Here is a 15166-nt window from a genome sequence, read left to right as displayed (position 1 = left end):
CATTTAAAACAACATCTTGGGCAAACCATTAAAGAACCTTACAAAATCTGCTAACAATTTCCCAGTAGTAGGCATTGGCGCCTCCGCCGGTGGCCTTGGCGCATTTAAAAAATTAGTAGAAGCCATCCCGGAAGATTCGGGTATGGCTTACGTACTTGTGCAACATTTAGATCCCAACCACGAAAGTCTGTTGGCAGAGCTGTTGCAAAAGGTTACAAAAATCCCGGTGCTGGAAATCGCAGACGATATTAAAGTAGAACCCGATCACATATACATTATCCCCAGCAACAAAATGCTGCTGGCCAATGATGGGGTTCTGGAACTTAGCCCGCGGCCTACCCCCAATAAGAGCGTGCGAAACCTGCCCATTGATCTCTTTTTCAGATCGCTGGCAGAAGTGCACCAAAATCATTCCTTGGGCGTTGTGCTTTCCGGCACAGGGTCTGACGGTACCGCGGGGCTAATGGCCATTAAAGATAATGGCGGGATTACCTTTGCACAAGACCAACAATCTGCCGAGTGGGACGGGATGCCCCGGAGCGCTGTAGATGCTGGCGTGGTTGATTTTATACTCAAGCCTGAGGAAATACCAGCCAAAATTTTGGAACTGGTTAGCACCTTGGATAGAAATGGGTTTGAGAAAGAGGATATTTCGCATCAGGAAGAAGAGGTTTTCCGGAAAATCCATTCGTTGTTGCGCATACGCAAGAATACAGACTTTACCTATTACAAACAGACCACCATCCGCCGAAGGATACTCCGCAGGATGGCCCTCAATAAAATTAAAAAGCCAGCAACCTATCTTTCCTATTTAAGGGGAAACAAGGATGAACAGGATTTGTTATACCAAGATTTGCTGATTCCCGTAACATCATTTTTCAGGGATGTGGATGTTTTTGATACACTATGCGAACGCTTAATACCGATGCTACAGCAAAAAAAAGGCAATGAATCCTTACGCCTTTGGTCAGCAGGATGCAGTACCGGCCAAGAAGCATACTCCCTTCTTATTTGCTTGAAGGAATACTTAAATGCGAACCCGACATTAAATGGCGACAAATCAGCTAAGGCAGGTATTAAAATACAGTTATTTGCCACAGACATCAGCGAACCCGCCATAGCAAAGGCAAGAAAAGGGCTCTACACAACCAGTGAAGTGGAAAATGTAAGCCCTAAGCGGCTGAAGGAATTCTTTACCAAAACCAAAACAGGCTACCAGCTTAACAAAGAAATCAGGGAAATGTGCGTATTTGCGTTACATAATTTCCTGAGCGATCCCCCTTTTGGCAATATGGACATTATAAGCTGCAGAAACGTACTCATCTATTTTCAGCCATACTTGCAGAAAAAAGCGCTTGCCACGTTTCATTACTCCTTAAATGAAAATGGATATCTGTTGCTTGGAAAATCGGAAACTAACAGCAGTTTGTCTGAGCAATTTAGCCCAGCAAATAAGAAAGACAAGCTATATATGCGGAAAAACTCGGCGACTTCCGTTATAAAGTCCTCCACGAGATATAGCGAAAAAAGGTTGCATACTAATGAAGAATCTGAGCCCGAAACCGAAAAAAAGCGTACCGATTTTAAAAAAATAGCAGACGAGCTATTATTAAGCCGCTTTACCCCTGCCAGTGTTGTGGTGAATGAGGACATGGATATTATTCTTTTTAATGGAAACACCAACAGTTATTTAGGGCAGCAAAGTGGCAAGCCCAGCCATAACCTGTTCAAAATGGCAAAAGGAACTTTGGCGATTGAGTTGCGAAACATCATCCATAAAGTAATGAAGGAGGGCACTTCGGTTACAAAAGAAAATATCGCTTTTGTTGAAAATGACGTCCGGCAGATGATTTCTTTGGAAGCCGTGCCGCTTCCAAATGTGGTTGAACCGCATTATTTGGTACTGTTTCACCAGCAGTTAGCAGCCCAGGAAGATCTTACCCTAAATAAAAAAGATTCCGAAAAAGATGAAAAGGACCTGCGCATCAGGCAATTGGAAAATGAGCTTGAGCAGACCCTTGAAGATATGCGCAGCATCACCGAGGATCAAGAGGCCGCCAATGAAGAATTGCAAAGTGCAAATGAAGAACTGCTGAGCGGAGGCGAGGAACTGCAAAGCCTGAACGAGGAACTGCAAACCAGTAAGGAGGAACTGCAAAGCACTAATGAAGAAATAACAGTAATAAACCACGAGCTCATCAACTTAAACGAGCTGGTAACCGAAGAGCGCAATTATGCCGAAAGCATTGTGGAAACCATCCATGAACCCTTGTTGGTTTTGGACAAGAACCTCAAAGTAAGCGCCGCTAACAATTCTTATTATAAAACCTTCCATACTAAAGAGAAGGAAACTGAAGGCAAGTTGATTTATGAATTGGGCAACAAGCAATGGGACATCCCCGAATTACGGAGGCAGCTTGAAACCATTCTGTCCAAAAAAAATAGCTTTGAAGATTTTGAGGTAGTCCATACTTTTGAACACATTGGGGAACGCAGCATGTGTTTAAATGCCACGGAGATTAAACGCGAGGACCGATCTAAGAATTTGATCCTCTTGGCAATTAAGGATATTACGGTACAAAAGCTTCATTGGAAAAGAAAACAAGAACTTTTAGAGAAATTTAAAAACTTGGTAATGCAGGCCCCCGTGGCCATCATGTTTTTAAAAGGTAAAAATTATAAAGTAGAACTGGCCAACGATCTTTTCTTGCAGTTGGTTGAAAAAGGGAAAAACTTTGTGGGTAAGCCCATTTTTGAATCGTTGCCAGAACTTAAAGAACAAGGCATTAATAAACTTCTGTACAAAGCACTAAAAAGCGGGGAACCTTATTACGCGAACGAAATGGAAGTGAAAATGGGCAGGGGCAAAAAGTCCGAACCGGGGTATTATAATTTTATGTGCCAACTCATGTACGATCAAGACAGCATTATTACCGGGATCATGGTGATCGTCAACGAAGTAACCGACCAGGTAATTGCCCGTAAAAAAGTAGAAGAAAGCGAGCACAAGTATAAAGAAATGATCAATTCTTCCCCCTCCCTTATTGGTATCCTCGAGGGTGAAAATTTTATACTTACGGTGGCTAACGATGCCCTGTTAAATCAACTGGGAAAAGGGAAGGGAATTATCGGTAAACCATACCTAGATTCGGTACCAGAACTGGAAGAACAAGGATTTGGCGACCTTTTACGTGATGTCTATAAAACCGGGAAACCCTATAGCGCACATGAAGTGCCCGTAACCTTAGTGCGGCACGGAAAAAAGGAACTCTCCTATTATAATTTTGTGTATCAGCCCCAAAGGGATGTTCAAGGAAATATTGTGGGTGTGGCGATAATCCTCAACGTGGTCACGGCAGAGGCAGAATTGAATAAAGAAATAAGGGAAAGTGAAGCCCGTTACCACCAAATGACCGACTTGGTGCCAGACATGATAATCAATGCAACTGCAGATGGGGAAGTATTTTTTTTCAACAAAGTCTGGACCGATTTTTCGGGATGGAATCTAAAAAAAATAAAAAAAGAAGGCTGGGGGAAATTAATGCACCCAGAGGAGTTGCCCACAATTGAAGAAAACTGGATGAGAGCAGTGAAAACTGGGAACGATTTTGATATGGAATTTAGAATTCTTGACAAAAATGGCGATTTTAAATGGCATATTAACCGCGCCGTTCCCGTGAAGGATGAAACCGGAAAAATAAATATGTGGGTAGGTGCCAGTACCCAAATACAGAAATTAAAGGATGAGGAAAAAAATAAGGAGGATTTCCTTAAAATGGTAAGTCATGAGCTCAAGACTCCGGTTACGTCCATTAAAGGATATACCCAATTGTTGTTGAGCATGTTGGAAAGTGGGACGCAGGAAACCTTGGGCGCCATTCCAATGATCCCTAGCCTGGAGCGCATAGACAACCAAGTATCGCGACTTACCCGACTAATTTCAGAAATGCTGGATCTTTCGCGTGTGGAGGAGAGCAAACTGGAATTGCAAAAGGAAACATTCGGCATAAACCAATTCGTGGAAAGCAATGTTCAGGACATAAAATATACCAACGCCGAATACAAAATAAAGATAACCCATGATGATACATTCAGTGTATATGGCGACAAGGACAGGATCAACCAAGTCCTTATCAACTTCATTACTAATGCCATCAAGTATTCCCCAGATGATAAAAACATTACTGTTCGTGTTTACAAAGTAGATGAAGAAAATGGGGCCGTAAGCGTAAAAGACAAAGGAATCGGGATCGACAAAAAGGATCACGAACACCTCTTTGAAAGGTTTTACCGTGTAAGTGGAAAAGACGAAACCAACTTTACCGGGTTTGGGATTGGCCTCTATTTGGCCAAAGAAATTATAGAGCGTCATAATGGGCGCGTTGACCTAAAGAGCAAAAAAGGAAAAGGATCTGAATTTATTTTTACCCTTCCCATTATTTCTGGAAGCGATAAAATAAAGGATGTATGAAGAACATTTTAATAGTTGAAGATGACCGCATAATTGGGGAAATGTTAAAATATATGTTTACTTCTAAGGGATATAAAGTTTGGGTGCAACAACACCCGGGCGAAATAGATAATAATATCCAGGAAAATAGGATAGACTTGGTGCTCTTGGATAAGTTTCTGGGCGGTTTGGACGGTTTGCTAATATGCAACAAAATAAAAACCAACAACTCCACGGCACACGTTCCCGTTATTATGATGTCTGCGCTGGAGGAGGCAAAAGCAGAATGCATACAGGCTGGAGCCCATGATTTCATAACAAAACCGTTTGATATGAATGACTTTTTTAACAAGATTGAAAAGGTCTTCAACCAAACCGACTAAAAATAAAACAATACTAAACAACCTACCCAATGAACAAGATACTAATAGTAGAAGATGATCACAATTTGGGAATCATGATCGAAGAAATGCTTGGGTTTAGCGGCTACGATGTTATGCTGTCTAGAAAACCCCTGCACACCAATGAAGATATAATTGAACATGACATAAAACTTGTGTTGCTGGACAAACTTATCTACGGGGTGGACGGCACGGACGTTTGTGCCAAAATCAGAAAAACAGCCGCTACCTCCAAAACCCCTGTACTAATGATGTCTGCACTTAGCAACGCACGAGAAAACTGCATGAAGGCAGGAGCTTCAGATTTTATCTCCAAACCCTTTGATATGGCCGATTTGATAGCAAAGATTGAACAGCTTTTACCTAAATAGGGGGTAATTCGATTATAAGGTTTTTAGTAATAACATAGATGCATACTTGTTGGTATTGCACCACTACTAATTATTTCGCCAAAAAACTTCAAATAAAATTGCTATTCATTTAATTTTTTTACTTTTGCCCAAGACAAATTAAGAGGACAGATTTGACTGATTGCAACCTCATTAAAAAATGCTAAAGGCAGTGAAAACTACCCTTCGGCACTTTCGTCAAATCTTCTGTAATAATGACATAAGACTATTATATATTTAATCCATATTAAGAAATAATTTTAGTCTTACGTCTTACGTCTTTTTATCCTGCGTCGTTTTCAATTTTTTAAAATTTAAAAAACATTTTATGGCCTATTTATTTACTTCGGAAAGTGTTTCTGAAGGACACCCAGATAAAGTTGCGGATCAAATTAGCGATGCGCTTTTAGATAATTTTTTAGCTTTTGATCCCGAAAGTAAAGTTGCTTGTGAAACACTTGTTACTACAGGACAAGTTGTTTTGGCGGGCGAGGTGAAAAGCAACACGTACCTGGATGTACAGCATATTGCCCGGGAAGTGATCAACAAAATTGGTTATACGAAAGGAGCTTATAAATTCAGCGGTGATTCCTGTGGTGTAATTTCCTTAATTCACGAACAATCCCAAGATATTAATCAAGGTGTGGATCGTGAAAATAAAGAAGAACAAGGCGCTGGCGACCAAGGAATGATGTTTGGTTACGCCACAAAGGAAACCGAAAACTATATGCCTTTGGCGTTGGATATTTCGCATAAAATTTTGATTGAATTGGCTGCGCTTCGACGTGAAGATTCTGAAATAAAATATTTGCGTCCCGATTCAAAAAGTCAAGTAACCATTGAATACAGCGATGATAATGTTCCGCAGAAAATAGTTGCGATTGTGGTTTCAACCCAACACGACGAATTTGATGCAGACGAGCCGATGCTGAAAAAAATCAAAAAAGATATTGTTGAAATTTTGATTCCGCGAGTGAAAAAACAATTGCCAGAATACGTTCAGGAATTATTTAACGATGATATTACTTATCATATAAATCCAACCGGGAAATTCGTAATTGGCGGACCCCACGGCGACACCGGACTTACAGGAAGAAAAATTATCGTTGACACTTACGGCGGAAAAGGCGCTCACGGTGGTGGAGCATTCAGCGGAAAAGACCCGAGTAAAGTAGATAGAAGTGCAGCGTATGCTGCGCGGCATATTGCTAAAAATCTTGTGGCTGCCGGCGTTGCGGATGAAGTTTTGATTCAAGTTAGCTATGCAATTGGTGTTGTAGAACCGACTTCCATTTTTGTAAATACTTACAATTCTTCAAACGTGAAAATTTCCGATGGAGAGATTGCCAAAAAAGTTTCAGAAATTTTCAATATGCGCCCAGCGGCTATTGAAAAAAGATTGAAATTGAGAAACCCTATCTATTCTGAAACCGCTGCTTATGGCCATATGGGTCGTGTTCCTGAAATGGTTTCAAAAGTTTTTGAAAGCCCTTACAACGGAAGAATAGAAAAAGAAGTTGAGCTTTTTACTTGGGAGAAGTTGGATTATGTTGATAAAGTGAAGGATGCATTTGGAATTTAAATTCCAAAATACAAGCACCAAATTCCAAATAAATCTCAAAATCCCAAATTCCAAAAATACAATTGGGATTTGGGATTTGTTATTTTGGAATTTTAAGAATATTTATATTCCCCCTTTCCTCTCAGGAACTCTTGGCGTTGGCCATGTTTGTGGCTCTCCGGTTTTTTCATTCATTGGCAAAATAACTTGCTCACGAGAGGTTTTGGCATCATCTTCCGAAGCCATATAAGCAAGAATTGCAGTTAAAATTACATTGCTCTGCACGTCGTCAAAAACAATTTTGTCATACGTATCGCGGTTGGTGTGCCAAGTGTAATTCCAATAATCCCAGCTCAACGAACTTAAACTAAAAGCCGGAGCGCCGGCAGCCACGAAAGAAGCATTGTCTGAACCTCCGCGCGCAGGTCCTCCCGGAAAAGTAGTTTCAATATGCTTACTTATGGTATCGGGTACAGCTTTTAACCAACGCGAAATATAATCATACGATTGTAAAAAACCTGCACCGTTAATTTTTGTTACCCTTCCGGTTCCATTGTCTTGATTAAAAACTGCCTGAATATTACTAACAATTTCGGGATGGTCCGCAACGAAAGAAGACGAACCGTTCAAACCTTGCTCTTCACTTCCCCAATGGCCAACCAAAATAGTTCGCTTTGGGTTGGGATATACTTTTTTCAGAATTCGCAGCGCTTCCATCATTACCAAAGTTCCCGTTCCATTGTCGGTTGCGCCTGTTCCGCCGTCCCAAGAATCAAAATGCGCTGATAGAATTACATATTCCTCGGGTTTTTCAGTTCCTTTTATTTCGGCAATTGTGTTGAAAGTTGGAACAACTCCCAAATCTCTCGATTCCGCAACTACGTGAATTTTCGGTTTGTCACCGTGTTCCACCATTCTGTAAAGCATAGTGTAGTCTTCCAATTCCATATCTACGGAAGGAATTTTTTTAGTTCTTGCACCGAAAATTTTGTTTACACCAAATCCTTTGGACCAATAAGAATCTACAATTCCAGCTGCGCCAGCTTCTTCCAAAGCGGGAATAATACTTCTTCGGTCATAGCCGCTTCGTTTTACGTTTTCATTCCAAGCTTTCGTAGTTTCTTCTCTTTCATTCTTCATCTTTTCTAAAGATTCAGGTGTGGCCCACTCTTTCCAGTTATCGTCTGGTCTTCCGGTGGATTGTTTCATAGCAATCATCACGAATTTTCCTTTCACATTCGGCAACCATTTCTGAAATGATAAAGAATCTTTTATTTCGGGAAGCACAATCAATTCCGCAGTAACGCCCTTTGAAGAAGTGCCAGGGTTCCAAGCTAATTGCGTTCCGTCCAAAGTTTGCACTCTTGGATAAACCATATCAACATGGGTGATACCGCGCTCCCAGCCTTTCCACTCGCCCCATTGTTGATTCTCTGCGGAAATTCCCCACGTTTTATATTTTGCTACTGCCCAATCGTGTGCTTGCTGCATTTGTGGCGTTCCAACCAATCGTGGGCCGATATCGTCAAGTAATTCGTGTCCGAGAATTTCGAGTTGGGAATTGTTGTAAGCTTCTTTTTGAATGTTTTCAATTACCGGATTTTTTTCTTGGGCGAAAGCTGAAAAGGTTACTGATAAGAGAAAGATAACTAGGAATAATTTTTTCATAATGAGGAGTTTAAATTTCAAGGGATTTTTTCAGAAGTAAAACCTAAAACTACAATATATTTTAGACTACTGAAAACTTTATGAATGCACCTGAAATAAACGCAATAATTAGTCACAGAGGCACAGAGAACACAGAGAAAAATAGTGGCCACAGTATCTATAGCAGCAACAGTAACCCTTCCTAAATAATATTATGATTTTTCGCCTTTTGAACCGCTTCCATTTTGCTGTGCACTTGCAGCTTTTTGTAGATATTTTCAATGTGTTTTCTTACCGTGCTGGGTGAAAGGAAGAGATGATCAGCAATCACGGTGTAGCTCAAACCTTTACTTAATTGTTCCAAAACCTCAACTTCGCGGGTTGAAAGTGAGATTTCTTCTTGGTCCCGCGGATTTTGAATATCGATTGGGTTTCTGAGCAGTTTTAAGGTTTTCATTGCGATGGAAGGATTCATCGCCGCACCGCCATTTAAAGTTTCACAGATTCCGTCGTATAAATCTTTTGGATTTATTTCTTTTAGCAGATAACCGTCTGCGCCTGCTTTTATGGCGTTGAAAATATGTTCATCGTTATCAAAAGCTGTGAGCATGATTATTTTGATGTGCGGATATTTCTGCTTTACTATTTGTGTTGTTTCAATACCGTTTAGAACCGGCATTTCAATATCCATTAAAATCAAGTCGAGTTTATGGCTTTCCTGTAGTTTTGTTAGTAGCTCACTACCATTCAAAGAAGTGTGTTTTACCTCCACGTCATCAAAAAAGGAGAGCTTCTCCTTGACGGCGTGTATAAGGAAAGAGTTATCGTCAACAATTGCAATCTTAAGCATCCTCGGTTGGTTAGTGGTTTAAAGATACTAAAAATACGTTTTAAGGAGTAACTATAAAATAGGGCAATTGCCGTATTATTTATTGTTAGAAATTATTTCGGCACTCTCAGCAGTATACGAGTTCCGTGGTTTGAAGACTTTATTTGAAGTTTCCCCCCAATCTCTCTTGCGCGTTTTTTCATATTATTTAGACCATTACCCATTTCTATTGAAGCTTGATCAAACCCTACACCGTTATCTGCAATCTCAATGAAGTACTCACCTTCCTCCTTTAGTATATTCACTTCAATTTCGTCTGCGGAAGCGTATTTCAGGGCATTGTTTACAGCTTCTTGAATAATCCTATAGATATTCATTCCTTCTACCGACGAAAACACGTGTGTTTCATTTACAGTTTCATCAATTGTGAAAGAAAATTCTGTTCTTTCCGAAGCATTTTTAGCCTGCTCTATGAAATTAGCAATGCGCGCCTGCAAATCTTCAAAGGTTATGTTTTCTTTGTTCATTGCCCAAATAGTGTCGCGCAATTCATAAATGGTCTGGGAAGTAAAATTGCTGATGCTGGTTAATTTATCGCCTAATTTTTCACTGATGTCCGTAAATCCATATTTCAAGTTATCGATGCTAGAAATAATGAAGGTTAGTTGCGCGCCAATGTTATCGTGAAGATCGCGAGAGATTCTTAAGCGTTGTTCCTGCAATTTGTTTTGGGTTTCTATTTGCGCTAAAGCAGTTTTTAATTCGCCCTCTTTCTGTAGCTGACGGTTTTTTAATTTCTGCTGATTGTAAAGTAAATAACCCAAAAGGCCCAGTAACATTGCGAAGCCTAAACTGCCAAAGATAAAAGTGTTCTTGCGGCGAACCTCCAAATCTTTTTCTGCCAGTTGGGCGCGCTGTTTTAGGATTTCATTTTGCTTTTTTTCGGATTCGTATTTTGCGCCTAGTTCATTGGTGATATTTAACGCTTTTTCGCCAACTATCTCTTCTTGAAGTTCGGCATATTTTGCACTGTAATATCTTGCGCTATCAGGTCTTTTTTCACTGGCAAAAACCGTAATATATTGCAAGTAAAGAGTTGATAGCTTTTCTTTGATTCCTTCCCTTTTATAAAAAGGTCTAATTTCATCAAGTAGCAATCGTGCCTTTTTGTATTCTCCCAATGTATTATGGATTCCTGCCAAAGTTAGCTTGGAACTTGTTAAATCAGCATCCATATTTGAATTACTGCGGTATTGAATTGATTTTGACAATGCATCCTTTGCCTGTTCAATTTTATTCTGCGCCATGAAAACTTCCCCGAGATTATTGTAAGATGCACCTAGGGTTTCAACATTATTTATGGCTTCCGAAATTTTAATGCTTTCCTTTAGTGTTTTTACAGCTTCTAAAGTGTCTTTCATCACTAGCTGAATGCTCGCCTTATTGACCAACGCATTTCCCAGAAGTTTGCTTTGGTCGGTCTTTCTAAAAAAAATAATATTCTTGTTGAAAAAGCGAAGGGCTTCATTATAGTTTTTCTGGTTGAAATGTAATGCACCAATATTACTCTCTGCAGAATTTGCCAAAACTTCATTGCCAGTATCTTCATAAAACTTCAACGCTTTTAGATAATAGATCATCGCACTGTCAAGCTGGGTTTTTTTGTGATAAGCAGTACCCATTTTATAATGAAGCGAAGCAATGCCGATAGAATCTCGCTGTTTTTCCCTAATTAATAGAGATTTTTTATAATAATCAAGAGCTGTTTTCAAATCTCCTTTACTATAATTTACCACAGCAAAATCACTTAAGGCTTGTGCAATTAGGGTTGAATCCCCAATCTTTTTGGCACTATATATAGATTTTTTTCCATAGACATAAGCTGAATCGGTATTTACCATGCTATAATACCAAGTTAAATCTGCTATTATCTTTGCCCGATCAATATCTTTTGTCGCTTTATTTAGTTGAATTTTTAAACTGTCTATTATCTGAACAGGATTTTGTGAAGTGCTTACAAAAAAAAGCAAACAAAAGATATAAAGAATAAAAAAAGATTTTTGGGCCATCTATTTGATTTTCTGATGCTAATGTAAGATAATTTTTGGCTGTATAACAAGCGCATCATTTAAGTTGTATTCTAAAAAATTGTAACGGCCAATTTCAGTATTCCTATACCTTATCTGTTCAGAATTCAATAAAAAATTACGCTTTAGGCTAGCAATTTTTTTAAGATGCATTTTGTTCATCGAAGAATTTTTGAGATGAAAATAAATGAAAATACCTATTCCTGCGGAAAGGCATATGATGATAATTAATATTTGAAAAAACATTTGACTACACATAATTCAATCTTAAAGATAAATCTCTTTTACGATTTTGGACATAGGGCATCTGCCTTATTTATTAAATGCTATTCTGAAAACTCTTGATATTTTCTCTTCATCTGTAAGAAGTGATCGTGACTTTTTGAATATTTCTTCATAGTTGCATCAAAAGCTGGCGACTTTTTTTCAATTGAAACTATAATTAAATCTACTGGCAAACGAAGGAAAATAAGTAATACCGCCGCGGCATAAGCTGCCGAAAAAACCACAAAGAAAAATCCTGCAAATACAACAACAAATTGCTGAATAAAGATTCGCACGTAGGGTCTAAAGAAAATTTCATCCGCAGCATATTCGCGAAATTTTTCATTAGCTAAAAAATTATTGTAGAAATAAGCCAAGTTTGTAAAAAAGATAGAGGTCAATATTACGCCCATCCCCTTTTCATTGAGCAAAATTCCAAAGTTGTGAATAATATTAAAACCATTACTGATGCCGGGAACAGAGGATTCAAAAAAGCTAAACACAAAAATAGATTGCACGAGCACAAACATTCCGTAGTGGAAAATAAAAAAAGGAATTAGTCCAAAACTTTTCGACCTTTTGCCGTTTTGTTTGTTCGAACTGCCTTTGGTAATAACCAACCAAAGTTTCAAAATATGAAAAATACCTATAATTATAGTTTCAAAAAAGTATGCAAAAACGATTGTTATGGGTTCCGCTAAATTGACGGCCAACAACAATAGCATCAAAAGACTATTAATCCACACATAATAATTGGTGCTATTTGGAAAAAATACTTTTTTTAGCATATAAAATTTTTAAATAGTAAACCCCATATTTTACTATGGGGTTTTAAAACCTCAAGTGCTCCTCACATCACTTTCAGTTTGAAATATAATCTGGTTAGTAGATTATTTTGTTAAATCGTAAGCAAATATGGAATTGTTATCTGCTTTGTAATAAAGAATCCCTCCTATTTCGTCCACTAAATATTCCGGCTGCTTGTCTTTTAGAACAATTTCCTTTTCCTTTTTACCGGTATCCTTATTTACTTTTACAAGTCCTACACCGTCTTCAAGTTTTGTAAGAATGAATTGGTCGTTTTGAGTTGCAGCCGTTGCCTTAAAACGTTTTAGCATTTCTGAAATCGATGCGCCAGCTGCTACTGCCATACCACCGGCCAAGTCTGCATCGCGCTCAGACTGACTGTCATATCCTGCTAGTTTGTTTTGCATAGAGGAGTTTGCGGCGGCTGTTGCAGCAGCCATAGAAGCTACTGCCGCTACTCCTGCAATGATTGCTCCCATTGCACTTTTACCGGGCGCTCTGTAATATTCCTGCCATTGGTTAGCGCCTTTCCAATCCATTAATAACATATTTTGATCGCTGGTAAGTAAAATTCCACCGTCACGAATCTCAACATGGGTCGGTGCTTCCTTCCCATCAAATTTTGATTCTGCAAGTGTACTAACCTCACCAGAAGTGGCATCTACAGCAAACAATTCATCATCTACACTTATTAAATACCGATTGTTCTTTTTATCTAAAGTAGAACTTACGGCATCTGCCCTTTTATATTTAAGTGGTTTATTCCACACTTGCTCGCCAGTTTCTAGGTCTACAATATTTGCATCTTCGGTAGTTATATAAATCAATCCCTGTGGTGTATGTGCCATTGTAAGAATATTTTCTCCTGTCTTTAAGGGTTTTTTGAAAAGTGTCTCCCCTTCAAAAGAAATTTTATTGATCCCGCCTTGGTAAATTCCGAAGAGAATTCCGTCTTCCATTACATAGAAATGCTGTACGTAGCCTTTGGTTTTAGGAGCTTTGTCCCAAAGGTCTTCCCCATTGGTAGCACTTAAAAATGAAATGTTGGATTCATTGCTGGGTGCAAAAACACTGTTGCTCCCGCCATCGCTTTGGTTGCTTACCACAGCGATACCCTTAGGCAATATTTGGAAGTTAACCACCTGCCCTTTTACTTTATGATCATCTTTCCAAAGTTCTGCGCCATTTACACTTAATTTGTGGATGCGGGTGTTTTTTCCTTGGTTTACTTGTTCAAAAGCGTAAATCTCAGTTTCTGTAACATCGGCAACAAGCGCATTCATATTCTTCATATCGTTTTGCCAAATAAGTTCTCCAGTTTGAGCTTTCATATTAAAAACCCCTTGCGAAGTTGGCACTACCAGACTATTTTTTAACAAAAGTGGTATTCCGGTTACCATATACGTCTTTGCAATACCTACTCGTCCTGGTTCGCCAATATCGAACCTATAATCTTCTTTTCCAGTGTTAAGGTCATAAACAGCAACTTGTTGTGCATATTTTTCTTTTGAGGTCCTATTTCCGCTTACCACCAATTTGTTTTGAGGCATCATAACGTTCAATGTTATAACATCTTTCCATCCATTACTTTCAGTACTAAAAAGTGTTTTTCCGGAAATATAGTCAATGACCGTTTTTTTAGAACTCAAATTGGCAAAGCCACCTTGGTAAATGATTACATAAGGTGCGTTTGGAATAAATGTGAGTTCTTCTGGTTTTACCCTACCGTATTCCGTAAAATTAAACAACAGTTGGTTGCTACCTGGCTTAATCCCCACTAGGCCATCATTTGTAGCAACCACCATTGTTCCTCCTTGGGTTAAACTCATTTCGTTTATTTTGGCTCCCGTATCATACCGAAAGTCTGGTTGTTCTGCCTTTTGTGCAAACATTGGGTTTTGCGTTATAAATGCGAAGCAGATTAAAGTGTAAAAAAATATTGAAGTTTTCATAATCGTGGGTTTTATAAGTTGATAGTTCAAAGATGTTTCTTTAAAAAGGTGAAATCAATAGGGCATTTGACGTATTGTTGAAGTTTTAGGCTTTGAGTTTCAAAAACTGAAAAGGCATGTGGATGTCACACCCAGCGACTTTTTTAAAAAAAACCGAGAATAAACCTTTCGATTTATCCACGGTTAAAAATCCCTAATTAGAATTATTATCAGTTGAAAACTCTATTTATTTTACAGTCAATTCAATATTAAAAGCACCTTCCGTTACCGAAATAGATTGGGAAAGATCATTTAGGTTGTAGGCCGTAAAACTAAAAGTTCCTTTTGCTACGTTTCCTTCAAAACTTGAAACCTTAAGTTGACCGTTTGAAGGTTGTCCGTTCCCAGTAGTGAAGATTACAACGGAACTTGGATCAGGATTGCTAGGATCTGGCAAATAACTGTACGTACCAATATTTGTGAAATTTAGATCGTATGTGCCCACTCCATCAAAGGTAGTAACGATCATTTGTAAATTTTGAGATCGGCTAGTACCTGCTGAAATTGCAAGAACTTTTGTTGGTCCTGCATCTGTTAATTGACCGGCAACAGTTCCGTCTAATGATGTAAAGTTGGCCCCATCTACTTTTGCAGAAAAAGTACCTGTACCACCACTTGGGTCATCACCACCATCATCGTCCTTACTACAAGAGGTTAAACTCACGGCAATAACTGCCATCAATACTAAAATTGTTTTGTTGAATATTTTCATAATATTTGGTTTTAGTTCCCCGCCGTAA

10 protein-coding genes are annotated in these 15166 nt (G+C 38.8%); 4 read left to right on the top strand and 6 right to left on the bottom strand.

What is annotated here, in order from left to right:
• Positions 1-16 precede the first annotated feature (16 nt).
• From ESV24_RS01745 to metK, 4 genes are all read left to right on the top strand, one after another.
• On the top strand, positions 17-4471 hold the full coding sequence (locus ESV24_RS01745) for a chemotaxis protein CheB (RefSeq protein WP_111813821.1): 4455 nt from the start codon (positions 17-19) through the stop codon (positions 4469-4471).
• Positions 4468-4833, top strand: coding sequence for a response regulator (locus ESV24_RS01740; protein ID WP_111813819.1), 366 nt, complete (start codon positions 4468-4470; stop codon positions 4831-4833). Before ESV24_RS01745 ends, ESV24_RS01740 begins: the two co-directional genes overlap by 4 nt.
• Before the next feature lie 29 nt (positions 4834-4862).
• On the top strand, positions 4863-5222 hold the full coding sequence (locus ESV24_RS01735; protein WP_111813817.1) for a response regulator: 360 nt from the start codon (positions 4863-4865) through the stop codon (positions 5220-5222).
• Positions 5223-5568: 346 nt separating this feature from the next.
• On the top strand, positions 5569-6822 hold the full coding sequence (gene metK, locus ESV24_RS01730) for a methionine adenosyltransferase (RefSeq protein WP_014782562.1): 1254 nt from the start codon (positions 5569-5571) through the stop codon (positions 6820-6822).
• A gap of 102 nt (positions 6823-6924) precedes the next feature.
• Here metK and ESV24_RS01725 read toward each other — a convergent pair whose 3' ends face one another.
• The 6 genes from ESV24_RS01725 to ESV24_RS01700 all read right to left on the bottom strand — a co-directional run bounded on the left by ESV24_RS01725 (position 6925) and on the right by ESV24_RS01700 (position 15138).
• On the bottom strand, positions 6925-8469 hold the full coding sequence (locus ESV24_RS01725; protein ID WP_111813815.1) for a M20/M25/M40 family metallo-hydrolase: 1545 nt from the start codon (positions 8467-8469) through the stop codon (positions 6925-6927).
• A gap of 181 nt (positions 8470-8650) precedes the next feature.
• Complete coding sequence (locus ESV24_RS01720) at positions 8651-9298, bottom strand: response regulator (protein ID WP_111813813.1); 648 nt, start codon at positions 9296-9298, stop codon at positions 8651-8653.
• Between the two features lie 92 nt (positions 9299-9390).
• Positions 9391-11346, bottom strand: a complete 1956-nt coding sequence (locus ESV24_RS01715) for a tetratricopeptide repeat-containing sensor histidine kinase (protein ID WP_111813811.1) — start codon at positions 11344-11346, stop codon at positions 9391-9393.
• 344 nt (positions 11347-11690) lie between these two features.
• Positions 11691-12416 (bottom strand): DUF6498-containing protein, encoded by a 726-nt coding sequence (locus ESV24_RS01710; protein WP_111813809.1) that lies wholly within the window; start codon positions 12414-12416, stop codon positions 11691-11693.
• Between the two features lie 102 nt (positions 12417-12518).
• A complete protein-coding gene (locus ESV24_RS01705; protein ID WP_111813807.1) occupies positions 12519-14387 on the bottom strand; it encodes an outer membrane protein assembly factor BamB family protein in 1869 nt (622 codons plus the stop codon).
• Between the two features lie 226 nt (positions 14388-14613).
• Positions 14614-15138, bottom strand: coding sequence for a Riean_0653 family protein (locus ESV24_RS01700; RefSeq protein ID WP_146743120.1), 525 nt, complete (start codon positions 15136-15138; stop codon positions 14614-14616).
• Between the last annotated feature and the right edge of the window lie 28 nt (positions 15139-15166).

This window comes from Aequorivita lipolytica (genome assembly GCF_007997135.1).
Lineage (GTDB): Bacteria > Bacteroidota > Bacteroidia > Flavobacteriales > Flavobacteriaceae > Aequorivita > Aequorivita lipolytica.
This window is presented reverse-complemented; position numbering and strand designations above follow the sequence as displayed.